The sequence below is a fragment of the Micromonospora marincola genome, from assembly GCF_056150385.1.
Map to the genome: position 1 here is coordinate 533,156 of NZ_JAXCFT010000003.1, position 21,846 is coordinate 555,001.

Consider the following 21,846-nt stretch of genomic DNA (forward strand, 5'->3'; position numbering starts at 1 on the left):
GGTGTTAAGCGGGGGCCCCTCCTCTACCGGAGGCGTTAAGCGGGGGCCCCTCCTTAACCACGCGGCTGCGCCCGCGGAACTCGGCCACCACCTCGTCGCCGCGCCGGACGGTGACGTCGTAGATGCCGCTGCGGCCGTGCCGGACCCGCTCGGTGGCGTACGCCTCCAGCACGTCGCCCTCGCGCACCGGGCGCAGGAAGCTGATCTCGCCGCCGGCGGCCACGGTGACCGGGCCGTGACTGTTGCAGGCAAGCGCGAACGCGGTGTCCGCGAGCAGGAACACGAAGCCGCCGTGGCCGATCGCGTGCCCGTTGAGCATGGCCGGGGTGACCCGCATCCGGGCCACCGCCGCACCGCCGCCGGCCGAGACGAGCTCGATGCCGAGCCCTTTCGAGGCGACGTCGGCGTCGAACATGTCGTGCGCCGCGGTGCGACCGCCGTCGGCCGCCATCTCAGCGCTCCCGCCGCTCGTCGACGATGCGGCGCATCTTGCCCATCGAGCGTTCCACCCCGTCCGGCTCGATCACCCGGACCGCCACGGAGACCCCGATGGTGTTCTTGACCTGCTCGACCAGGGCCGCGCCGGCACGCTCGGCGTCGGCCACTGCGGCGTCGGCCCGCCGCTCCACCAGGACGGTGAGCGTGTCCAGCCGCCCCTGCCGGTCGAGGACGCACTGGAAGTGCGGGGACAGGGCGGGGGTACGCAGGATCAGCTCCTCGATCTGGGTCGGGAACACGTTCACCCCCCGGACGATCATCATGTCGTCGGTGCGTCCGGTGATCCTCTGGATCCGCCGCATCGGGCGGGCCGTGCCGGGCAGCAGCCGGGTGAGGTCCCGGGTGCGGTAGCGGATGACCGGCGTGGCCTCCTTGGTGAGCGAGGTCAGCACCAGCTCGCCCCGTTCGCCGTCGGGCAGCACCGCGCCGCTGACCGGGTCGATGATCTCCGGGTAGAAGTGGTCCTCCCACAGGTGCAGGCCGTCCTTGGTCTCCACGCACTCGACGGCCACGCCGGGGCCCATCACCTCGGACAGCCCGTAGATGTCGAGCGCGTGCAGGTCGAGGCGTTGTTCCAACTCCCGGCGCATGTCCTCGGTCCACGGCTCGGCGCCGAAGACGCCCACCCGCAGCGAGGTGGCGCGCGGGTCGACGCCCTGGCGTTCCATCTCGTCCACGATGGCGAGCATGTAGCTGGGGGTGACCATGACGACCTCCGGTTCGAGGTCGCGGATCAGCATGACCTGGCGCTCGGTCATGCCGCCGGACACCGGGATCACGGTGCAGCCCAGTTCCTCGGCGCCGTAGTGCGCGCCGAGCCCGCCGGTGAACAGCCCGTAGCCGTACGCGACGTGCACCCGGTCGCCGCGCCGGCCGCCGGCGGCCCGGATCGAGCGGGCCATCAGCGTAGCCCAGGTGTCCAGGTCGGCGCGGGTGTAGCCGACCACGGTGGGGCGTCCGGTGGTGCCGGAGGAGGCGTGCAGCCGGGCGATCCGCTCGCGGGGCACGGCGAACATGCCGAACGGGTAGTTCTCCCGCAGCTCGGCCTTGGCGGTGAACGGGAAGCGGGCCAGGTCGGCCAGGTCGCGTACGTCGTCGGGGTGCGCGCCGGCGGCGTCGAACGCGCGGCGGTAGTGCGGCACGTGGTCGTACGCGTGGCGCAGCGAGCGGCGTAGCCGGTCCAGTTGCAGGGCGCGCAGCTCGTCCACGGCGATCCGCTCGACGGGATCCAACTCGTCCGGCCGAGGGGTGCGGTCCTGCACGGGTGCCTCCTGCGCGACGGGCCCGACGCCGCCGCGCCGGGCGGGATGCCGATCACCGTACGCCCGTACCGGTGGACCTGCCAGGTCAGCGCCGTTCGGCCGGTCGCCGGGGCCCGCCTCGGGCGACGCGGACGGGGCGGAGTTATGCTCGGGTGAGACCGGCGGTGGGGCCCGCCGTCCCGGGGCACGCCGGGAGAACCGCGACATCGCCAACGGTCCCTGCCAGTGATGCCCGTCCTGGTGGGAGGCACCGTGGCACGACCCCCCGAGTCCCGCGTCGATCCCGACGTCGATCTCCGCGTACCCGCCGACCGGGCGGAGCTGGCCGCGCACCCGGCGGCGGTGCTCGGCGTGATCGCCGCCGGCGGTGTGCTCGGCGCGCTGGCCCGCGCCGGCGCGCAGGTCGTCGTCCCGCGGACGCCCACCGGCTTCCCGTGGGCCACGTTCGGCGTCAACGTCACCGGTTGCCTGCTGATCGGCGTGCTGATGGCGGTGCTCACCACCCGCCCGGCCGGCCCGCTGGCGCGGCCGTTCCTCGGTGTCGGCATGCTCGGCGGGTTCACCACGTTCTCCGCGTACGTGGTCGACGCGCAGCGCCTGGTGACCGGCGGCGCGCCGGGCACCGCGCTCGCCTACCTGGCGGCGACCGTGCTCGGCGCGCTGCTGGCGGTCGCCGCCGGGGACGTGGTGACCGGCCGGCTGCTGGCCGCCCGGCCGGGGGCGGCCCGGTGACCGTCCTGCTGATCGCGCTCGGCGCGGCGCTCGGCGCCCCGCTGCGCTACCTCACCGACCGGGCGGTGCAGGCCCGGCACGACTCGGCGTTCCCGTGGGGCACGCTCACCGTCAACGTGGCCGGTTCGCTGCTGCTCGGCGCGGTGCTGGCGGTGCCGGCCGGTCCGGGGGTGACGGCGCTCGTCGGCACCGGTTTCTGCGGCGCGCTCACCACCTGGTCCACGCTCAGCTACGAGACGCTGAAGCTGGCGCGCACCGGCCCGCGCCTGCACGCGTACGCGAATGTGCTGGTCAGCGTGGTCGCGGGGCTCGGCGCGGCCTTCGTCGGGTACGCGCTTGCCACCGCGGTCGCCGGCTGACGGGGCAGCCGCTCCGGTGTGCCGGGGGTAACATCCGGCCGACCTCGTCCGCCCGCGGAGAAGGAGCCCGTCATGGAGCTGCGCCACCTGGCCGACCGGGTCTGGTTGGCTCCCGGCGACCCCGACCCCGGGGCGATCCGGCCCGCCGTGGCGATCGTGGCCGACGACCGGGGCAGCGTGCTCGTCGACGCCGGTCACAGTCCGGCGCACGCCCGGGAGATCCGCGCCGCGCTCGCCGCCGCCCGGCTGCCGGAGCCCCGCTGGCTGGTCTACACCCACCACCACTGGGACCACGTCTGGGGTGCCGCGGCCTGGCCGGACGTGGAGATCGTCGGGCATGAGGCAGGCGTCGAACCGCTGCGTGCCGAGGCGGCCCGCCCGTGGAGTCACCGGCACCTGCGGGAGCAGGCCCGCGCCGAGCCCCGGCTCGGGCCCAGCTACCGGGCCCGGGCGCTCGCGGTGGACGACTGGGACGGCTTCGCGGTGCTGCCGCCGACCCGCACGTTCACCGACGAGCTGATGCTGCCCACGGGTGTGGTGCTGCGGCACGTCGGTGGCCGGCACGCCCCCGACTCGACTGTGGTGCTGGTGCCGGACTCCCGGGTGCTGCTGCTCGGCGACTGCTGGTATCCGCCCCCGCTGCACGAGCGCACGCCCACCGACGGGCCGGATCTGGCGCTGGCCCGCGGCCTGCTCGACGACCACGTCGAGTGGTACGTCTCCGCGCACGACGAGCCGTTGCGCCGCGAGGAGGCCCGCGCCGCGCTCGGCGACTGAGCGCGCCTTTCAGCGTTTGCGGCGTTCCGGGTGCGCCCGGTTCCAGGCCCGCATCCGCTCCGGGTAGCCGGTGCGGGCCGCCTCGTAGAGCGGCACCGCGTGTCGCCTGGCGATCGTGCCGGCGACCCGGGGCGAGCCGGTGCGGCGGCGGATCCACTCCCCGTCGTGGGCGATGGCGACCACAGTGGTGTCGGTGGCGGTGGTCTCCGGCTCCAGATAGAACTCGACCCCGCTCCGGCTGGTCACGAACGCCTCCAGCTGGGCCAGGTCCTCGCGGTTCGCCTCGCGGTCGAGCTTCGTCGGGGTCGTCGGGTCGGCGGCCCGGCGGCTGAACCAACGCATGCCCGCCTCCTCTCCTCGGCGTGGGAGTTCCAGTGCAGCACGCCCGCCTGACAGGTGCCTGGGAGCATCGTGGGAGTCGGCTGGGCCGCGCTCAGCGGGCCGACGGCTCCGCGACCGCGGGCGGCCGGAGCACCGGCACCAGCGCGAGCGTGGGCAGCAGGAGCAGCGGCACCAGGCCGAGCGCGTTCAGCACCCCGAGGTGGTCGCCGAGGAAGCCCAGCAGCGGTGGCCCGGCGAGGAACGCGGTGTAGCCGATCACCGCGACCACGCTGACCCGGGCCGGGGCCTTGTCCTCGTCGTCGGCGGCGGCGCTCATCCCGACCGGGAACCCGAGCGACGCGCCGATCCCCCACAGCGCCACGCCGGCCACGGCCAGCGGGCCGGAGCCGGCAAGCACGGTCAGCGCGGTGCCGACGACGGCGATCCCGATGGTGCCGAACAGCACCGGCACCCGGCCCCAGCGGTCGATGGCGACCGTGCCTGCGGTGCGACCGAGCGTCATGCCGACCACGAACACGCCGAACACGGCGGCGCCGACCGCCTCGTCGACCCCGTACCCGTCCACGAACGCCACCGCCAGCCAGTCGTTGGCGCTGCCCTCGGTGAACGCCATGACCAGCACCAGCAGGCCGACAAGCAGGGTGCGCGGCTCCCGCCAGGCGGCCAGCAGCGCCCGCCGGCGGGCCGCCGGCTCGTCGGGGCCCGGCCCCCCCGCCCGCGCCCCCCCGAGCCCCCCGGCGCCCCCCCCCCCGCCCGCCCCGGTCCACACCGCCAGGACCGGCAGGTGCACCTCGATGGGTACGCCGAGCCGGGCGGCGCCGGCGCCGAGCCCCGCCCCGGCCACCGAGCCGAGACTCCAGGCGGCGTGGAACCGGGGCATGATGGTGCGCCCGAGCCGCCTCTCCACCGCCGCGCCCTCGACGTTCATCGCCACGTCGCACAGGCCGGAGCCGAAGCCGAACGCGGCGACGCCGAGCCCGACGCCCACCGCCACGCCGGCCAGGCCGGTGGCCAGGCCGGCCACCGTCATGCCGAGCGCGACGAGCACGGTCGCCACGACCACCGTGCGGGCCGGGCCGAGACGCTGGGTGACCAGGCCGGCGGCGGGCATGGCCAGCAGCGCGCCCACCGACATGCAGAGCAGCAGCAGGCCGAGCCGACCCGGGTTGAGGCCGAGCGCCTCGCGGACCGCCGGCACCCGGGAGAACCAGCTGGCCACCGCGAGCCCGTTGAGGGCGAAGACGACGGCGACGCCGGTGCGGGCGGCCAGCACCGGCCGCGGCGCCGGTGGCCGTGGCGCGGCCGGCGCGTCGAGGGTGTCGCTCACGGTGCGGTAGTCCCTTCCCCGAATGGTTCCCGACGACCATCGCACACCTGAGAGCGCTATCACCACAAGCGCGCCCACGCCTTACCTCACCCGCCCCGGAGCGGGCATGATGCTTCACATGGGTACGCCGACCGCACGACCGGCCACGCTCGACGACGTGGCCCGGGCAGCCGGGGTGTCCCGGGCCACCGCCTCGCGGGTGCTCGGCGGCTACGGCTTCGCCTCGGCCGACGCCCGCGCCCGGGTGAGCGCCGCCGCCGATCACCTCGGCTACGTGCCGGACACCACGGCCCGGGCGCTCGTGCGCGGCGCCGGGGTGCGCCTGGTGGTGGCCGTGGTGGGCCGGGACGACTCGGTCTTCGACGACCCGTACGTGCACCGGGTGGTGAGCGCCGCGTCCCGGGTGTGCGCGCCGCACGGGGTCGGGGTGGCGCTGGAGTGGTTGCCGCTCGACGATCCGTCCGGCCTGGTCCGGCTCGGCGCGGACCGGGGCGTGCACGGGGTGATCCTGGTCAACACCACGCAGGCGGCGCTGGACGCGGTGCCCGCCCGGTTGCACGGCCGGGTCGCCTCGATCGGCCGGGGTTCGCCGACGGTGCCCTCGTTCGACGTGGACAACGCCGCCGGCGCCGGCGCGGTGCTGCGCCACCTGTACGCCACCGGCCGCCGCCGCATCGTCATGGTGACCGGGCCGCGGTGGCTGACCTGCGCGGAACGGTCGGTGACCGCCTACCGGGAGCTGATGCGCGCGGCGGGTGCGCCGGAGCGGCTGGTGACCGGCGACTTCACCGCGGCCCGGGGTGGCGCGGCGGCGGTCGAGGCGCTACGCCGGTGGCCGGACGTGGACGCGGTCTACGCGGCGAGCGACGCCACCGCGTTCGGGGTGATCGCCGCGCTGCGCGGGCACGGCCTGCGGGTGCCGCACGACGTGGCGGTGGCCGGTTTCGACGACCTGCCGTACGCGGCGGTGAGCAGCCCGGCACTCACCACCGCGACCCACCCGGTCGACCGGATCGCCGCCGCCGCGGCCTCGGCGGTGCTGGCGCAGGCGCCTGTCGCGCCGGAGACCGCGTTCGGGTCCACGCTTGTGACCCGGGAGAGCGCCTGAGCGGCGGTGCTCAGCGCTCCGGCCCGGTGACCGCGGCGTCGACCCGGCTGAGCACTGTGGCGTCGTCATCCACGCCGACGCCGCGCAGCAGGTCGATGGCGGTGGCCCGGACCTGACCGATGATCATCGCGAGCGGGAGGTTCGGGCCGGCGGTGAAGAGGCGCCCGGCCGCGCGTACCGCCTCCAGCGCCGCGGAGTCGACCCGGGCGGCGTGGCCGTCGGCGACCTCCTCCTGCCCGCCCAGGTCGGCGGCGAGCGCGTCGCCGGCCGAGCGCACGGCCCCGGCCAGCGTGCGTACCGTCGCGCCCAGGTCGGCCGGGACGGGCGCCGCGCTGCGGGTGAACGTGACCGCGGCCCGGGCCAGCACGCGGACGTTGCGCACGGCGTAGTCGATCTGCCGGATCGAGCCCTCCACCGAGCGCAGCCGGCCGAGGTGCCGGCGGCGGCGGACGTTGAGCCGCAGCGCCTCGCCGGCGGCCTGGACCGCGTCGCGCAGCCGCTCCACCCCGGCGTCGGCGTGCCGGGCCCGGTCCAGCGCGGCGAGGGCGGCGGTGTCGTCGGCGCGGTCGAGCGCCTCGGCGATCTCGTCGAGCACCTCGGCCAGCTCCGCGAACGTGTGCCGGAACTCGTCGACAAGCGGGGCGAGCGGCCGGCGGGCGTCGACGAGCTGGCTGGCGACCACCGCAACCGCGCCGCCGATCAGCGCGTCGACGAACCGGAACGGGATCAGCGACTCGGTCGGCGGCGACACCACCACGAGGTAGAGCGCGGAGACGGCGGCCTGCACCACGGTGACCGAGCTGGCCCCGACCGCCACCGCCAGCGAGACGGTGAGCAGGATGACGGCGAGCACGGTCCAGGTGGTACGCGGGCCGAGCGCCTGCACCACCAGGTCGGCGACGAGCACGCCGGCGGCCACGCCGAGCACCACCTCCACCGCCCGGCGGATCCGCTGGCCCCGCGCCTGGCCGAGCACGATCAGCGCGGCGGCGGGGGCGAAGAACGGTTGCGGGTGACCGACGAGGCGGGTGGCGAGCGTCCAGGCGACGGTGGCGGCGAGGGTCGCCTCGACCACCGGCAGCCAGCCGCGCCGCAGCCGCCCGGCCGCCTCGCGTACGGCCGTCGCGGCCCGTGCCCTGGTTCGCGCCATCCCCTGACCTTCCTGTTTCCGCCCGCACCCATCCTGCGGCCTCGCGGTCCGGCCGGCAGTGATCGGCGGCACCTGGCTCCCGGCCTTGTGGATCACCGTGGATCGGCAGGCGCCGGAAAAGAGTTGCGACAACCTTTCAGGATATCGACGCAAAGCGTTTCCGGGGTCGTCCGAATGGGATAGGTAACCGGTAAGATCGGCGACAGAGCGGCGGCCGATCGCTGACTGCCGAGCCCGGCGCGACCGCCCACACTGAGCGCATGAATACGAGACTCCGCCGCAGCCGGGCCGTTGGCCTAGCGGTGTGTCTCGCCCTCGTGGCGGCACTGAGCGGCTGCATGCAGCTCAACCTCGGGTTGACCGTGAACCCCGACGACACGATCTCCGGCCAACTGCTGCTGACCGCACAGAAGTCCGTGCTCAAGCAGCGCAACCCGGACGTCGCGGTAGCCTTCGCCGAACTGCGACAGAACATTCCCACGCTTCCCGCCGGCACCGAGACCCGGTACGAGGACGCCACCTTCTACGGCATTCAGATCACGTACCGGAAAACACCGCTGGCGCAATTCACAAGCGAGAGTGTGAATCTTGTCCGGGATGACGATCTCTATCGTTTCACGCTTCCGCTCGATCCGAAGAAATACGGCGGAAAGGTGGCCGAGCAGGATCCACGGAACCAGGCGGCTTTCATGACCTTGATGGCGTTCGAGATATCCGTGACGTTCCCCGGCCGGGTGCTCGACACCAACGGCACGGTCACCGGACGCTCGGTGAGCTGGAAGGTGATCGCCAACCAGCCCAAGCCGGCCGAGCTGCGGGCCGTCGCCGAAGCGCCGCTACCGCCCGCCACCAGCCCGGCCGCCGCCGTGGTCAGCGGTGGCTCCTTCCCCTGGCTGCCGGTCGTCGGCGCAGTGGTCGTGCTGCTGCTCGTCGTCGCCGTGGTGGTCGTCCTGCTGCTGCGCCGCTCCCGGGGCGGCAGTCCGGCCGCGACACCGGCCGCGCCCACCACCGGACCGGCCACCCCCGCCGCACCGGCCGCACCGACGCCACCCACCGGCCCACCTGTCTGAGTCCCGCCGGCCCGGCTCCCGACCACCGTCGGAGGTCGCCGGGCCGGCCCCCGATCACCGGCGACAGCCCGCCGGCCCCCACCGCCGACCGGGCGGACCGTGGTGACAGCCACGGGCCGCCGCACCACCTCACCCGACCGCACCACCGCACCGTCGAAAAGGGGGATCGTCATGAACGATCTCTTCACCTGGGCCGCCCTGGGCGGCCTCACCGGAGCCAGCGCCGCCACCCTGCTCGCCACGAACGTCATCGGCGGCCTGATCGGACCGGGCGGCGACAAGGCCCGCAAGTGGATCGCGCTGGGCTTCGCGCTCCTGCTCTCCTACCTGACCGCCGCGTTCGCCGACGCGGGCCCGGAGAAGTGGATCATCGCGTTCTTCAACGGGCTGGTCATCTTCTCCGCCGCGCTCGGCGTCAACCAGCTCCCCCCGGGCAACCGGAAGGCGACACAGGCGTCGCCCACCCAGCTCGCCCAGGGGAACGAGCCCCGCTTCGTCCGCTCCTGGGTCTGAGAGAGGTGACCGGACATGACCTTCGGCATCCTCAGCGCCGCCGTCCAGATCGTCTTCGGCGCCGTGCTCGGGCAGGCCGCCGCCGGCACCGTCGGCCTGCTTGCCGGCGCCGTCGTCGGACTGCTCATCGGCGCGCCCTTCGGCTGGGCGGCCGTCTCCGCCGGCACCTACGACACCAGCCCCAAGGGGATCTTCCTCTTCGTGGTCGACCACACGTGGAGCCTGCTCAACACGTTCGCCGGGGCGCTCTACCTGGCCCTGCACCTGGTCTTCGGCCACCAGCTCGACCGGGTCGTCTCGGCCGGCAGCGGCCGGGTCAACGTGGTCCAGGGCGTCTCGCCCCGGTACGCCACCACCATCGGCACGGTCTGCGCCGGGTCCAGCCCCGGCATCCAGCGGCACGAGGACGTGCACGTGTTCCAGGCACGGCTGCTCGGGCCGCTCTACCTGCCGCTCGTCGCGCTCAACTACGCGCTGTTCACCATCGCCCCGGTGTGGCTGCTCTGGCACGACCACACGAACGCGCCGATCAACAGGTTCACCCGCTACTTCGAGATCGGCGTCTACCCGCACGTCTGGAACGAGGCCATCGCGTACCGGATCCAGGGGACGCCACCGCGATGACCGGCGCGATCGAGACGGCCGTCACGGACGTCGCGACCTGGCTTACCGGGACGGCGGGCGAGTCCGTCCCGGTCGGCCCGCCGCGCGACGACCCGGACGGCGGCCTCACCGTATGGCCGCTGGACCTGCGGCCGGCCCGGCAGACCGCGTCCGGCGGCCCGGCACGCGAGCCGTACCGGTTCGTGGTCCGGCTGCTGGTCAGCGGCGGCGGGCCGGCGGCGCTGCCGGCGCTGGACCGGGTGCTCGCCGCCGCCGCCGCGGACGGACGCGCGGAGCTGGTGCTCGCCGCCGGCGACCCGGCGCTGTGGCGGGCGCTCGGCGTGGCGCCCCGGCCGGCGTTGCTGCTCGACGTGCCGGTCCGGATCGACCGGCCCGCGCCGACCGCGCCACCGGTACGGCAGCCGCTTCAACTCCGCCACCTCGACATGCGCACCCTCGACGGCCGGGTGGTCGGGCCGCAGGACCAGCCGCTCGCCGCGATGCGGGTGGAGTTGGTCGGCACCGCCCAGGCCACCGAGACCGACGCCGCCGGCCGGTTCCGGCTGGTCGGCGTGCCGCACGACCCCGACGCGCCGGACCGTCCGGTGCGGATCCGGCTGATCGGCCGGGGCCGGGTCCACACCGCCGAACTGGACCCGGCCGGCGACGACCTGGTCGTCGTCCGCGCCCCCGACTGACCCACCAGGAGGACCGATGCCCACCTACTTCTCCCCCGGCATCTACGTCGAGGAGGTGCCCTCCGGGGCCCGCCCGATCGGGCCGGTCGGCACGAGCACCGCCGCCTTCGTCGGGGTCGCACCGAACCGGACCGCCCACGTCGACCGGCCGCAGGCGGTCAACAGCTGGACCGACTTCCTACGCCTCTACGCCGACGGCGAGCACCTGGAGAGCACGCCACTGGCCCGGGCCGTGTTCGGCTTCCTGGACAACGGCGGCACCCGCTGCTGGGTGGTGAACGTCGGCGAGGGCGGCCAGCTCACCGGCACCGGCGGGCGACGCGGCGGCCTCCAGATGCTTGAGGCGATCGACGAGATCTCCATCCTGGCCGCGCCCGGCTACCACGACCCGGTCTCGCACGAGGCCCTGATCAGCACCGCCGAACGGCTGCGCACCATGGTGGCGATCTGCGACCCACCGCCCGAGGTGGCCGACGTCTCCCGGCTCACCCGGGTCGCCACGCCCGGCAAGCCGTCGTCCGGGTCGTCGTCCGGGTCGTCGTCCGGAAAATCCGCCGAGGGTACGCCGAAGGACGCCGACGACGACGCGCCCGGCACCGGCGGCGACCGGCCCCGGCAGTCCGACTTCGCCACCTTCTACTTCCCCTGGATCCGGGTCCGCGACCCGCTCGGCGGCGACCTCGTGCTCACCCCGCCGAGCGGGCACGTCGCCGGCATCTGGGCCCGCACCGACGCGCTGCGCGGCGTGCACAAGGCGCCGGCCAACGAGCCGGTACGCGGCGCCGTCGACCTCGCGTACCGGGTCACCCGCCCGGAGCACGACGTGCTCAACCCCAAGGGCGTCAACGTGATCCGGTTCTTCGCCGGCGAGGGCATCCGGCTCTGGGGCGCCCGTACGCTCGCCGCCGAGGCCAGCGAGTGGCGCTACCTGAACGTACGGCGGCTCTCCATCTCCATCGAGCAGGCCATCGCGGCCGGCACCCGCTGGATGGTGTTCGAGCCGAACGACTTCACACTGTGGCGCTCGATCCGGCGCGACATCGGCGCGTTCCTGACCCGGGTGTGGCGCGACGGCGCGCTGCTGGGCCGCACGCCGGAGGAGGCGTTCTTCGTCAAGTGCGACGAGGAGACCAACCCGGCCGACGTACGCGACGCCGGGATGGTGGTGGCGCACATCGGCATCGCGGTGGTCAAGCCCGCGGAGTTCGTGGTGTTCAAGCTGAGCCAGTGGGCCGGCGGCACCGAGACCGAGACGATCGGAGGCTGACATGCCGACCACGGCCACGCCGCAGCCGGGCGCACCCGTCGACCCGTACCGGGCGTACCACTTCAAGCTGCTCATCAACGGCGTCACCAACGGGCACTTCACCGAGGTCAGCGGATTCGAGGTGGCGATACCGTCGCTCTCCTACCGGGAGGCCGGCAACGAGCGCATCCGCGCCGTACCCGGGCAGGTCGAGTACGCCCCCGTCACCCTCCACTTCGGCCTGACCAACGCCCGCGAGCTGTGGGACTGGGTGAACGCCGCGGCGAAGGGCACGGTCAACCGGCGCAACGTCTCGGTGGTGCTGCTCGACCCGGCCGGCACCGCCGAGGTGCTGCGCTGGAACATGATCAACGCCTGGCCCACGCGGTGGCGGGGCGCCCACCTGAACACCCTCTCCCAGGAGATCGCCATCGAGGCGCTGACCCTGGCGTACGAGGGATTGGAGCTGGAGTCCGGCAGTGCGGGCGCCCCGGCGACCGCGTGACCGGCTGGCCCGCGCCCTGCGGGCCACCGCCGACCGCCTCGCCACCCCCACAAACGCCCCGCTCCCGCCCGCCCCGCTCCCGACCAGCCCGCTCCCGCCCGACCCGCTCCCGACCAGCCCGCTCTCCATCGCCCCGCTCCCGGCCAATCCGCTCCCGACCGGTCCACTCTCCATCGCCCCGCTCCCGGCCAACCCGGCCTCCATCGACCCACTCCTGGCCGACCCGCTCCCGCCCGAACCGCTCCCGCGCCGCCCCGGCGCGCCCCCGGAGCACTGGCTGCGCCTGGTGGCCACCCACGCCCCCGGCCTCCTCCACGACCTGCCCCGGCCCGTCGATCATGGAGTTGGCGTCGGATCCGACGCCCCTTCCGACACCAACTCCTTGAATACCGGACGGTCCGCAGAGGCCGGGGCGATGCGGGGCGGGATCGCGCCAGTGTGGCGGGGCAGGCCGTTCAGATCTTGGTATGAAATGGCCCCCAGGGGGGCCATTTCATACCAAGATCTACGCCGATTCCTGATTGATGGGATGGGGATCTCGTATTTCGGTCGGAGCAGGGATCGGGGGCGGGCCGACGGCGGCTCGGGAGTTGCAGGTGCTTCCGCATCGACGGGACCGCATGGCTCGGCGAGGCCGGAAGGCTCGGCAGGGCCTGGTAACTCGGCAGGACCGCATGGCTCGGCAGGGCCTGGTAACTCGGCAGGACGGGGTGGCTCGGCCGGACCTGGCGGCTCGGCGGCACGCCTCGGCGCAACGGGATCGGGCGGCTCGACACGACCTGGCGGCTCGGCGGCACCCCTCGGCGCAACGGGATCGGGCGGCTCGGCCGGACCTGGTGGCTCGGCGGCACGCCTCGACGCAACGGGATCCGGCGGCTCGGCGGGAATGGCTGGTCAGGCCATATTCGACGGTTCGGCTGCCGGCCACGGGCCGACAGGGTCGGACGGCTCGGCGGGACCGGGCGGTCGGACGGCATACGACGCCTCGCTTGCGGGCCACGGCTCAACCGGGCCGGGCGGCACAGCGGAATCACTCCACACCATCGGGTCGCACGAGACAACCGGGTCAGACAGCACAACAAGTTCGAGCAGCACAACAGGGTCAAACATCAGAACCGGACCGACCGGCACAACCGGATCAGGCCGCCCGGGACGGTTGTCGCTCCGCGAGGGGTGGCTGGACCGGAACACGGATCGGGTGGCCGTACCACGGCTCCGCACTTCGATCGACGCACGTCGCAGTGGCCGCGCACGAGGGCGAGCTGACGCCGCTGGCGCGGACTGGCCGACGGCGCCGGGAGGCGTACTCCCGCTGTCGTTCGCGGCTGTTCACCCGGCCGTACGGCAGGGGTCGGCCGTGCCGGACGGGCACGGCGGCTCCGGGTGGCCGGCCGAGTCACGTCGGGGACGGACCGGCGGCCCGCCTCACGCAGACCCGGCGACCCGTGAGCTTGCGGTGCCGTCGTCGGCGTGGCAGCGACGGCCGACGGAGGACGGCGGGGTCCGGCCGTGGCCGGCCCTGCCGGACGAGCCCGGCACGTTCCGATCGACGGGCGGACCGACCGGCGCGAGCCGGACGACAGCGGCCGGCGCGGTACGCCGGGATCCGTGGCCGACCCTTCCGGACGACCCGGCGCCCTGGACCGCGGCGGCACGGTCGGCGCCCTGGACCGCGGCGGCACCGTCGGCGCCCTGGACCGCGACGACGCCGTGGGGTGACGCGGCCCGGCTGGACCGGGAACAGGCGGGTGGCTGATGGAGCGCGTCGCCTTCCTCGTGGACGACTCCGGCACCCGGGTCGACTGCCTGCTCAACCCGGAGACCGTGCAGGTCACCCGGCTGGCCGGGGTACGCCCGCGGGGCGGGCCGGGCGGGCCGCTGACCGGCGCCGGCCTGGCCGACGACCCGCTGGTGTTCACCGGCGGCGGGCGCACCGAGTTGGTGCTGGACCTGCTCTTCGACATCGACTTCGTGGAGTCCCCGACCCGACCCGAGGACGTCCGCGCGCTCACCCGCCCGCTCTGGATGCTCGCCGAGAACTCGGCGGTCGAGCACGGCTGGCCCCGCCCGCCGTTGGTCCGGCTGGTGTGGGGCAAGACCTGGAACGTGCCGGGCGTGATCGCGGCCATCGCGGAGCGCTTCGACGCGTTCACGCTCGCCGGCACGCCACGCCGGTCCTGGCTGCGCCTGCGGCTGGTCCGGGTGGCGGAGACCGCCGAGGCGGCCCGCGCCGGCTTCGAGGAGGAGCTGGCGGCGGCGAGCACGCCCACCGTGGCGCCCGGTTCCGCGGTGGTCGCCGCCGCGGACGGCGCGGCCGAGCCGGGCTGGTCCGGGGTGCGCTTCGACCTGCTCGCCCACGACGCGTTGGGCTCGCCGCTGCGCTGGCGGCTGCTCGCCGAGCACAACCGGATCACCGACCCGCTCGCGGTGCCCGCCGGCACCGCCCTCGCGGTGCCCGCGACCAGCCTCACCGCACCACCGCCGGACGCCACCACCACCGGAGCCACGCCGTGAACCGGGCCAGGAAGACGGCGCGCCACGCCGTAAACCGGGCCAGGAAGACGGCGCGCCACGCCGTGAACCGGGCCAGGAAGACGGGAGGCACGCCGTGAACCGGGCCGCGACGGTGACCGTGGACGGCCGGCCGCCGGCCGACCCGGCCCGGCTGCGCGGAATCCGGGTCGCCGCCCGGCTGGACCGGCCGACGCAGTGCGAGGTGACCCTGGCCGCCGCGCCCGGCGCCGGCGCCCTGGACCCGCCGGTACGCCCCGGCGCCGCCCTCGACGTGCGCCTGGACGGCGCAGCGGAGGCCCTGTTCACCGGCGAGGTGACAGCCGTGGAGGTGGAGTACGCGGGGGACGGCGCCGCGCTGCTGCGGATCCGGGCGTACGACCCGCTGCACCGGCTGCGCAAGCGTCAGGAGCTGCGGGTGTTCGAGTCGGTGACCGCCGCCGAGCTGGCCGGGGAGCTGTGCGCCGGGCTGGGTCTGCGGGTGGTCGCCGAGGCGGACGGGCCGCGCCTGGACCGGCTGCTCCAGCACCGGCACACCGATCTGGAGCTGCTGTGCGAGGTGGCCGGCCGGGCCGGGCTGCACCTGAGCGTGGACGGTGACCTGCTGCGACTGCTCACCCTGGACGGTCACGGCGAGCCGGTGGCGTTGACCCTCGGCGAGACCGTGCACGCGGTGCGGATCAGCGAGAACCTGGACCGGGCCGGCGCCCAGTGCGCCGCGCTGGGCTGGCATCCGCAGCGCGCCGAGCCGCTGGGCCAGTCGGCCGGCGAGGCGCGCAGCGGGCGGCGGATCGCGTTGCGTCCCGCGCCGGGCGACGTCGGGGCGGACGGGGTGCGTACCGCGGTGGACCAGCCCGGGCGCAGCGACGACGAGCTGGCCGCGCTGGCCCAGGCCGGGCTGGACGCCCGGGTCGCCGCGCTTGTCACCGCCGAGGGCACGGCCGAGGGCGATCCGGCGTTGCGGCCGGGCCGGCGGATCGCGCTGGCCGGGGTGCCGGAGCCGGTGGCCGGCGTGTACGTGCTGACCGAGGTGGTGCACACGGTGGACGCCGACGGCCACCTGACCCGGTTCTCCACCGCCCCACCGGAGCCGCTCCCGGTGGCCGCGCCCCCGGCGGCGACGGTCACCCTCGGCACGGTCACCGACGTCGACGATCCGGACGGGCTGGGCCGGGCCCGGGTGACGCTGCCCGCGTACGGGGATCTGGACGCCGGCTGGCTGGCGGTGGCCTGCCCGGGGGCGGGCCGGGGCAAGGGGATCGTCGCGCTGCCCGACCCGGACGACACCGTGCTTGTGGCACTGCCCGGTGGCGAGCCGGCGTCGGGCGTGGTGCTCGGCTCGCTGTTCGGCGCGGTCGAGCCGTACGACGCGGGGATCGTCTCCGGGCGGTCCCGGCGGTGGTCGGTGCGGACCGGCACCGGCCAGTCGATCGTGATCGACGACGACGGGCGCACGCTGCGGCTGGCCACCGACGCGGGCAGTTTCGTCGAGCTGCGCCCCGAGCTGACCACCGTGCACGCGGCCGGTGACCTGGTGCTGTCCGCGCCGGGTCGGGCCGTGGTGGTGCGCGCGAAGACGGTCGACTTCCTGCACGCCCCGGCGGCCGAGGACGCCGAGACCGCCGCCGCCCAGGCCCGTACCCTCGCCCGTTCCGCCGGAGGTGGCTGATGCGTTGGATCCACCGCGACTCGTTGATCACCTGCGGGCACGACGGGCGGGTGGCGAACCGCCCGTCGCAGCAGTGGGTGCGCGTGCGGGGCGTCCCGGTGCTGGTGCGGCCCGACCCCGAGGAGCGCGACATCACCGCCTGCCCGAACTACGGCCCGACGATCAAACCGTGCCTGCACACCATGACCGTGACCGTCGGCTACAGCACCTGGCTGCGGGTGGACCGGCAACCCGTGGTGTTGTCGAACCTGGACGGCCTCACCGACGGGACCCCGCCGGGAGCCGTGCACCACCAGGTCCGCGACCCGCGGCAGAGTTTCCTGGGGGCGGACGCATGAGGGCCTTCCGCTTCGTGGGCGCCGGCTTCGACGCGGGCCGCGCCGGTGGTCTCGCGCTCACCGCCGCCGGCGGGCTCGCCATGACCGAGGGGGACGAGACGGTACGCCAGGCGCTGTGCCTGCTGCTGTCCACCACCCCGGGCGAGCGGCTGATGCGTCCGGGGTACGGGTCGCGGCTGCACCGGCTGATCTTCGCGCCGAACGACGACACCACCGCCGGCCTGGCCATCCACTATGTCCGGCAGGCGATCCGGCGGTGGGAGCCGCGGGTCGAGGTGCTGGACGTGGACGCGGGGCCGGACCCGGACGACCCGTGGCGGCTGGTGATCCGGCTGGACTACCGGGTGCGGGCCAGCCTCTCCCCCGGCCAGTTGGTGTTCTCCGTGGACCTGCTGCCGCCCGACACCGACCTCGACAACCTCACCGACCCGACCGGTGCGGAGGCCACCTCATGACGCTGCCGGTGCCGCACCTGGACGATCGCGCCTTCCTCGACCTGGTCACCGAGGCCCGGGAGCGGATCCGCCGCTCCTGCCCGGACTGGACGGACCTGTCCGCGCACGATCCGGGGATGGCGCTGCTCGAGGCGTTCGCCTACCTGACCGAGGTGATGATCTACCGGCTGAACCAGTTGCCGGAGAAGGCGTACGTCGCGTTTTTGAACCTGCTCGGCGCGACCCGGCACCCGCCGGCGGCGGCCTGGGCCGACGTGCGCCTCACCCGCACCGGCGCCGACCGCGGCCCGGTCCGGGTGCCGGCCGGCACCCGGGTCGCCGCCGCCCGCGGCGCCGACCCCCGGCCGGTCGTCTTCGTGACCACCGAGCCGGCCCTGCTGAACGCCGGTGAGGCCGAGGTGACGGTACGGGTACACCACTGCGAGCCGGTCGAGGCGGAGCTGCTGGGCACCGGCACCGGTCAGCCCGGGCAGACGTTCCGGGCCGCCCGCGCGCCGCTTACCCGCACCACCGAGGCGCTGGACCTGCTGCTCGGGGTGGAGGTGCCGACCGGTTCGGTGGAGCTGGGCGCCGCCGCCCGGGAGCACGAGGGCCGCACGTACGAGATCTGGCGGCCGGTGGACAGCTTCGCCGGCCTCGGCCCGCAGGCCAAGGTCTACCTGGTCGACCGGGCCTCCGGGGTGGTCACGTTCGCGCCGGCGCTGGACCTGCGCCCGGTCACGCCCGCCGGACCCGGACCGGACGCCGGGACCGGCGCGGGGAGCGTCCCGGCCGCCGAGGGGACGGCCGGGGTGACGACTGTGGCGGCGGTGCCGCCGGCCGGGCGGCAGGTGCGGCTCTGGTACCGGTGCGGCGGCGGGCCGGCCGGCAACGTGGCCGCCGGGGTGCTGACCAGCCTGCGGGACCCGCTGCCGGGGCTCCGGGCGGACAACCCGGCGCCGGCCACCGGCGGGCGGGAACTGGAGTCGCTGGAGTCGGTGCTGGCCCGCGGGCCGTACGAGTTCTTCGCCCAGCAGCGCGCGGTGACCGCGCGGGACTTCGAGATCCTCGCCACCGGCTCCGGCGCGGTGGCGCGGGCCCGCGCGTTCACCCGGGCCGCCGTCTACAGCTTCGCCCGGCCGGGCGAGGTGGAGGTGGTGCTGGTGCCGTACGTGCCGGAGGCGGCCCGCCCCGGCGGCCGGCTGCCGGTGGCGGTGCTCCGCGAGCACGAGGTCGAGGAGGCCCGGCGGCGGGTCGAGGCGGACCTGGAGCGACGCCGGGCGCTCGGTACGGCGGTACGCGCCGGCTGGGCGCGCTACAAGGCGGTCTCGGTCCGGGCCCGGGTGGTGGTGCGCCGCGAGGAGGACGTCGACGCGGTCCGCCGCCGCATCCACGACCGGCTGCACCAGACGCTCAGCCCGCTGCCGACGCCGCTCAACCCCGCCGGCTGGGCGTTCGGCGAGCCGCTGCGGGCCTCGAACGTCTACCGGATGCTTGAGCACGCCGAGCCGGGTGTGCGCTACGTCGAGTCGGTGCGGTTCGTGGTGGACGAGGCGCCGGACGCGCAGGTCCGCACCGTCGCGGTGGACCAGTACCAGCCGGACACCTGGTACGCCGGGCGCGGCCCGGTGCTGTTCCGCTCGACCGACGCGGGCGCGGGCTGGGAGCCGGCCGGCCGGTTCGACGACGAGACGGTGGTGCGGGTGGCGCCGGCGCCCGCCCCGGTCCGCCCCGGCGTGGTGCCCCGGGCCGGCTCGGTGGCGGTGGTGACCGCCCGCGACGCCGGTGGCTCCCGGGTGCGGCTGAGCACCGACCTGGGCGAGAGCTGGACGCTGCTCACCGACCTGGAGGCCGGGGTGCGGGACCTGGCCTGGATCGACCGGGACGGCACCGGGGCGTTGCTGCTGGCCACCGACGCGGGCCTCTACGAGGTGCCGCTGCTGCCAGGCGCGGTGCCGTTGCAGATCCTGGTCGATCCGGCCGACGCCGACCGCGGTTTCTACGCGGTGCGGTCGTTCGTCTCCGAGCGCGGCGCGCCCGGGGTGGCGGTCGCCGCGCAGGCCGGGTTCGGGGTCTACCTGTCCACCGCGGCCGGCCGCCCCGGCACGTTCACCCACGTGGGCCTGGCCAACGTGGACAACCGGGTCCTCGCCGTGCAGTACGACGGACCGGCCACGCTGCTGTGGTGCGGCGCGGGCGAGCCGGACCCAAAGAAGCCCGGCCAGGGCGCCCACCGCACCCGGCTGTTCGAGTCCGACGTGCAGTGGCAGTCGATGTCCGCCGGCTGGATCGGCGGCACCTGCCGGGATCTGGCGTTCAGCGGTCCGCTGGCGCTTGCCGCCACGCAGAGCGGCGGCGTGGTCCGGCTGGACACCCTCGCCGGGCAGCCGCAGTGGCGGCCGGTGATGGTCAACTGCGGCCTGCCGCTGCGGGACCGGACCCGGTTCTCCCCGGTGGACGCGATCGCCGCCACCGCGCCGTCCGGGGGCGCCGGGCGGCTGGTCCTGGCCGGCGGCGAGCGCGGCGTGTACCGCAGCGGCGACGGCGAGGACTGGGTGGCCAGCGCCAACCAGGCCACCGCCGACGTGGTCACCGTTCCCGGCACCTGGCTGCTCTGCTCCGGCGAGCACGACATCGAGGTGGTGCGGCAGGATGCGTCGAGCGGCGATTGAGCGGCTGCTGCCGGCCGCGTACCAGCGGGCCGCCGGCCCGGGCAGCGTGCTCGGCGCGCTGCTGGACGTGATGGAGGCGCTGCACGCCCCGGACGAGGCGGTGCTCGCGGACGTCGACGCGTTGTTCGGGCCGTACCGGACGGCGGACGGGTTCGTGGCGTACCTGACCCGGTGGGTGGCGATGGACCACGTGGTCGCCGCGCCGCGCGCGGACGCGCCGCTGCCGTTGCCGCTGGGCCGGCTGCGCGACCTGGTGGCGCACGGCGCGCTGCTGGCCCGCTGGCGGGGCACCCCGTACGGGATGCGCACCGCGTTGGAGCTGGCCACCGGGGTGACCGGGTTCGTGCTCGACGAGCCGGCGGAGCGGCCGTTCCACCTGGTGGTGCGGGTGCCGCCGGCCGCCGCGGACCGGCTGGCGCTCGTCACCCGGATCGTCGAGGCGGAGAAGCCGGCCGCGGTCACCGTCGAGGTGGTCGCCGCGCCGGCCGGCCCACCCGCCGAACCGGCGCCGTCCGCCGAACCGGCGCCGTCCGCCGAACCGGCGCCGCCCGACCCGGTGCGCGCGGTCGGCCGGGCGCACGTGCCCCCTCCCCCGCCCCACGACCCGCCCGAGGAGCCGTCATGACCACCGAATGGACAGTCGCCGCCGCCGCCGAACAGTTCACCCTGGACGCCCGCAACGCCGGCGAACTGACCTTCACCGTGTCGAACCCGGGGGCGGCGCCGGACACCGTGGTGTTCGACGTGGCGCCCGGCGAGGGCAGCCAACGCGCCTGGTTCACGGTGGCCGAGCCGCAGCGCGTGGTGCCCGGGCAGGGGTCGGTGTCGGTCCTGGTGCGGCTCGCCGTGCCGGCCGGCACCCCGCCCCGGCGCTACGACATGACCGGGTTCGCGTACTCGGCCAACACCGCGCCGGAGGAGAGTTCCCGCTCCAGCGGCCGGGTGACGTACGACGTGCGGGCGGTCGAGCGGCCGAAGCGCTCGCCGTGGCCGTGGGTGGCCGCCGCGGCGGTGCTGCTGCTCGTGGTGACGGGCGTGGTGGTGTGGCTGGTGACCCGCGGCCCGGACACGCCACCCACGCCGCGGGTGCAGCCGGTGGCGGTGGAGGCGGAGACGCTCGTCGCCGGCGCCGAGGTCACGTCGAAGAGCGCCACGAAGGCGGAGGTGGTGGCGCAGGACAACTGCTGCGGCGTGGTCTTCTCCGGTGACAAGCAGCTGTTCTTCCTGGGCCGGGCGGTCGGCGACCGGGTGACCGTGTCGGTGGACCTGCCGGCGGACGGCAGGTGGCGGTTCTCCACCGTGCGCGTCACGTCGTACGACTACGCGAACACCATCTGGCTCGTGGACGGGCGGCAGGTCGGGGACACGTTCTTCGGCTTCACCCCGACCGTGGTACGCACCGACGAGCTGGACGTGGACACGCTTGAGCTGACCCGGGGGCCGCACAAGCTGACGCTCGTGGCGGTGAGCAAGACCCAGGGCACCGACGGCTACTTCGCCGGGGTGGACCTGATCCGGTTCACCCCGGTCGACCGGCCATGACCGGGCGGCAGAAGGTGCTGCTCGTCGCGCTGGCCGGGCTGCTCGTGGCGCTCTGGCTGGTGGCGGTGGCCGGGCGGCGCGACGGTCCGGGCGATCCGGCGGCCGGGCCGGGCCCGCTGGGCCGGCTCGGGCGCGGCGCCGGCGCGGTGGACCCGGCGACGGTGACCGTGGCGTGCGTGCCGCCTGCTGCCGCGCCGACCACCACCGCCGACGGGGTGGTGGTCGGCTTCGACGCCACCTGCCGGCTGCGGGTCGCCGACCCGGGCGCCCTGCGCACGCTTGTGCTGCGCGGCGTGACGCCGTTCGAGGTGACCGCCCGCGCGCCCGGCGACGCGGACGTCACGGTCACCGACGAGGTCACGCCCGGGCCGGACGGCGCGACGGTGGCGAAGGTGGCGGTGGACCGGGAGACCGAGGTGGTCCTGCGGTGCCCGGGAGGTGGCGGGTGCGCGGTCACGATCGCCCGGTCCTGACCGGGCCCGCCCGGGAG

23 protein-coding genes are annotated in these 21,846 nt (G+C 75.3%); 18 read left to right on the forward strand and 5 right to left on the reverse strand.

Features of this window, described 5'->3' with window-relative positions; translation table 11 throughout:
* Positions 1-4 precede the first annotated feature (4 nt).
* Entirely contained in the window at positions 5-451 is a 447-nt protein-coding gene (gene paaI, locus SM450_RS10830) for a hydroxyphenylacetyl-CoA thioesterase PaaI (RefSeq protein ID WP_474619565.1), read from the reverse strand.
* A 1-nt stretch (position 452) separates the two neighbouring features.
* On the reverse strand, positions 453-1,760 hold the full coding sequence (paaK, locus tag SM450_RS10835) for a phenylacetate--CoA ligase PaaK (RefSeq protein ID WP_474619566.1): 1,308 nt from the start codon (positions 1,758-1,760) through the stop codon (positions 453-455).
* A 240-nt stretch (positions 1,761-2,000) separates the two neighbouring features.
* Between paaK and SM450_RS10840 the strand changes: the two genes are divergently transcribed.
* The 3 genes from SM450_RS10840 (at position 2,001) to SM450_RS10850 (ending at position 3,628) form a co-directional block, all read left to right on the forward strand.
* Positions 2,001-2,492, forward strand: coding sequence for a FluC/FEX family fluoride channel (locus SM450_RS10840; protein ID WP_474619652.1), 492 nt, complete (start codon positions 2,001-2,003; stop codon positions 2,490-2,492).
* Positions 2,489-2,851 carry a fluoride efflux transporter CrcB gene (crcB, locus tag SM450_RS10845; RefSeq protein WP_474619567.1) on the forward strand — a complete coding sequence of 121 codons (363 nt, stop codon included), beginning with the start codon at positions 2,489-2,491 and terminating at the stop codon, positions 2,849-2,851. The genes SM450_RS10840 and crcB overlap by 4 nt, the downstream gene beginning before the upstream one ends.
* A gap of 72 nt (positions 2,852-2,923) precedes the next feature.
* A complete protein-coding gene (locus tag SM450_RS10850) occupies positions 2,924-3,628 on the forward strand; it encodes an MBL fold metallo-hydrolase (RefSeq protein ID WP_474619568.1) in 705 nt (234 codons plus the stop codon).
* Positions 3,629-3,637: 9 nt separating this feature from the next.
* Here the strand turns inward: SM450_RS10850 and SM450_RS10855 are convergent, their stop codons facing one another.
* Positions 3,638-3,970, reverse strand: a complete 333-nt coding sequence (locus tag SM450_RS10855; protein ID WP_474619569.1) for a hypothetical protein — start codon at positions 3,968-3,970, stop codon at positions 3,638-3,640.
* Between the two features lie 91 nt (positions 3,971-4,061).
* Positions 4,062-5,297 carry an MFS transporter gene (locus SM450_RS10860; RefSeq protein ID WP_474619570.1) on the reverse strand — a complete coding sequence of 412 codons (1,236 nt, stop codon included), beginning with the start codon at positions 5,295-5,297 and terminating at the stop codon, positions 4,062-4,064.
* 118 nt (positions 5,298-5,415) lie between these two features.
* On the opposite strand from SM450_RS10860, the gene SM450_RS10865 reads away from it, so the two are divergent.
* Complete coding sequence (locus SM450_RS10865; protein WP_474619571.1) at positions 5,416-6,405, forward strand: LacI family DNA-binding transcriptional regulator; 990 nt, start codon at positions 5,416-5,418, stop codon at positions 6,403-6,405.
* Between the two features lie 10 nt (positions 6,406-6,415).
* Here SM450_RS10865 and SM450_RS10870 read toward each other — a convergent pair whose 3' ends face one another.
* Positions 6,416-7,555 (reverse strand): FUSC family protein, encoded by a 1,140-nt coding sequence (locus SM450_RS10870; protein ID WP_474619572.1) that lies wholly within the window; start codon positions 7,553-7,555, stop codon positions 6,416-6,418.
* Positions 7,556-7,815: 260 nt separating this feature from the next.
* On the opposite strand from SM450_RS10870, the gene SM450_RS10875 reads away from it, so the two are divergent.
* From SM450_RS10875 to SM450_RS10940, 14 genes are all read left to right on the forward strand, one after another.
* The gene (locus SM450_RS10875) at positions 7,816-8,625 is read left to right on the forward strand and encodes an LppM family (lipo)protein (RefSeq protein WP_474619573.1); all 810 of its coding nucleotides are present in this window, start codon (positions 7,816-7,818) and stop codon (positions 8,623-8,625) included.
* A gap of 171 nt (positions 8,626-8,796) precedes the next feature.
* The gene (locus SM450_RS10880; protein WP_474619574.1) at positions 8,797-9,138 is read left to right on the forward strand and encodes a hypothetical protein; all 342 of its coding nucleotides are present in this window, start codon (positions 8,797-8,799) and stop codon (positions 9,136-9,138) included.
* Positions 9,139-9,153: 15 nt separating this feature from the next.
* Positions 9,154-9,762 carry a glycine zipper family protein gene (locus tag SM450_RS10885; RefSeq protein ID WP_474619575.1) on the forward strand — a complete coding sequence of 203 codons (609 nt, stop codon included), beginning with the start codon at positions 9,154-9,156 and terminating at the stop codon, positions 9,760-9,762.
* Positions 9,759-10,439, forward strand: coding sequence for a carboxypeptidase-like regulatory domain-containing protein (locus tag SM450_RS10890; protein ID WP_474619576.1), 681 nt, complete (start codon positions 9,759-9,761; stop codon positions 10,437-10,439). Before SM450_RS10885 ends, SM450_RS10890 begins: the two co-directional genes overlap by 4 nt.
* A 16-nt stretch (positions 10,440-10,455) precedes the next feature.
* On the forward strand, positions 10,456-11,706 hold the full coding sequence (locus SM450_RS10895) for a phage tail sheath family protein (protein WP_474619577.1): 1,251 nt from the start codon (positions 10,456-10,458) through the stop codon (positions 11,704-11,706).
* A 1-nt stretch (position 11,707) separates the two neighbouring features.
* Positions 11,708-12,190 carry a phage tail protein gene (locus tag SM450_RS10900; protein ID WP_474619578.1) on the forward strand — a complete coding sequence of 161 codons (483 nt, stop codon included), beginning with the start codon at positions 11,708-11,710 and terminating at the stop codon, positions 12,188-12,190.
* 1,755 nt (positions 12,191-13,945) lie between these two features.
* Positions 13,946-14,704 (forward strand): CIS tube protein, encoded by a 759-nt coding sequence (locus tag SM450_RS10905; protein WP_474619579.1) that lies wholly within the window; start codon positions 13,946-13,948, stop codon positions 14,702-14,704.
* Between the two features lie 94 nt (positions 14,705-14,798).
* The gene (locus tag SM450_RS10910) at positions 14,799-16,370 is read left to right on the forward strand and encodes a phage baseplate assembly protein V (protein ID WP_474619580.1); all 1,572 of its coding nucleotides are present in this window, start codon (positions 14,799-14,801) and stop codon (positions 16,368-16,370) included.
* The gene (locus SM450_RS10915; RefSeq protein ID WP_474619581.1) at positions 16,370-16,708 is read left to right on the forward strand and encodes a hypothetical protein; all 339 of its coding nucleotides are present in this window, start codon (positions 16,370-16,372) and stop codon (positions 16,706-16,708) included. Before SM450_RS10910 ends, SM450_RS10915 begins: the two co-directional genes overlap by 1 nt.
* Complete coding sequence (locus tag SM450_RS10920; RefSeq protein ID WP_474619582.1) at positions 16,705-17,163, forward strand: GPW/gp25 family protein; 459 nt, start codon at positions 16,705-16,707, stop codon at positions 17,161-17,163. Before SM450_RS10915 ends, SM450_RS10920 begins: the two co-directional genes overlap by 4 nt.
* On the forward strand, positions 17,160-19,814 hold the full coding sequence (locus SM450_RS10925) for a putative baseplate assembly protein (protein ID WP_474619583.1): 2,655 nt from the start codon (positions 17,160-17,162) through the stop codon (positions 19,812-19,814). Before SM450_RS10920 ends, SM450_RS10925 begins: the two co-directional genes overlap by 4 nt.
* Positions 19,795-20,439: a phage tail protein gene (locus SM450_RS10930; protein ID WP_474619584.1), complete on the forward strand. Its 645-nt coding sequence runs from the start codon at positions 19,795-19,797 to the stop codon at positions 20,437-20,439. Before SM450_RS10925 ends, SM450_RS10930 begins: the two co-directional genes overlap by 20 nt.
* Complete coding sequence (locus SM450_RS10935; protein ID WP_474619585.1) at positions 20,436-21,356, forward strand: carbohydrate-binding protein; 921 nt, start codon at positions 20,436-20,438, stop codon at positions 21,354-21,356. Before SM450_RS10930 ends, SM450_RS10935 begins: the two co-directional genes overlap by 4 nt.
* Positions 21,353-21,829 carry a hypothetical protein gene (locus tag SM450_RS10940; protein WP_474619586.1) on the forward strand — a complete coding sequence of 159 codons (477 nt, stop codon included), beginning with the start codon at positions 21,353-21,355 and terminating at the stop codon, positions 21,827-21,829. Before SM450_RS10935 ends, SM450_RS10940 begins: the two co-directional genes overlap by 4 nt.
* Positions 21,830-21,846 lie beyond the last annotated feature (17 nt).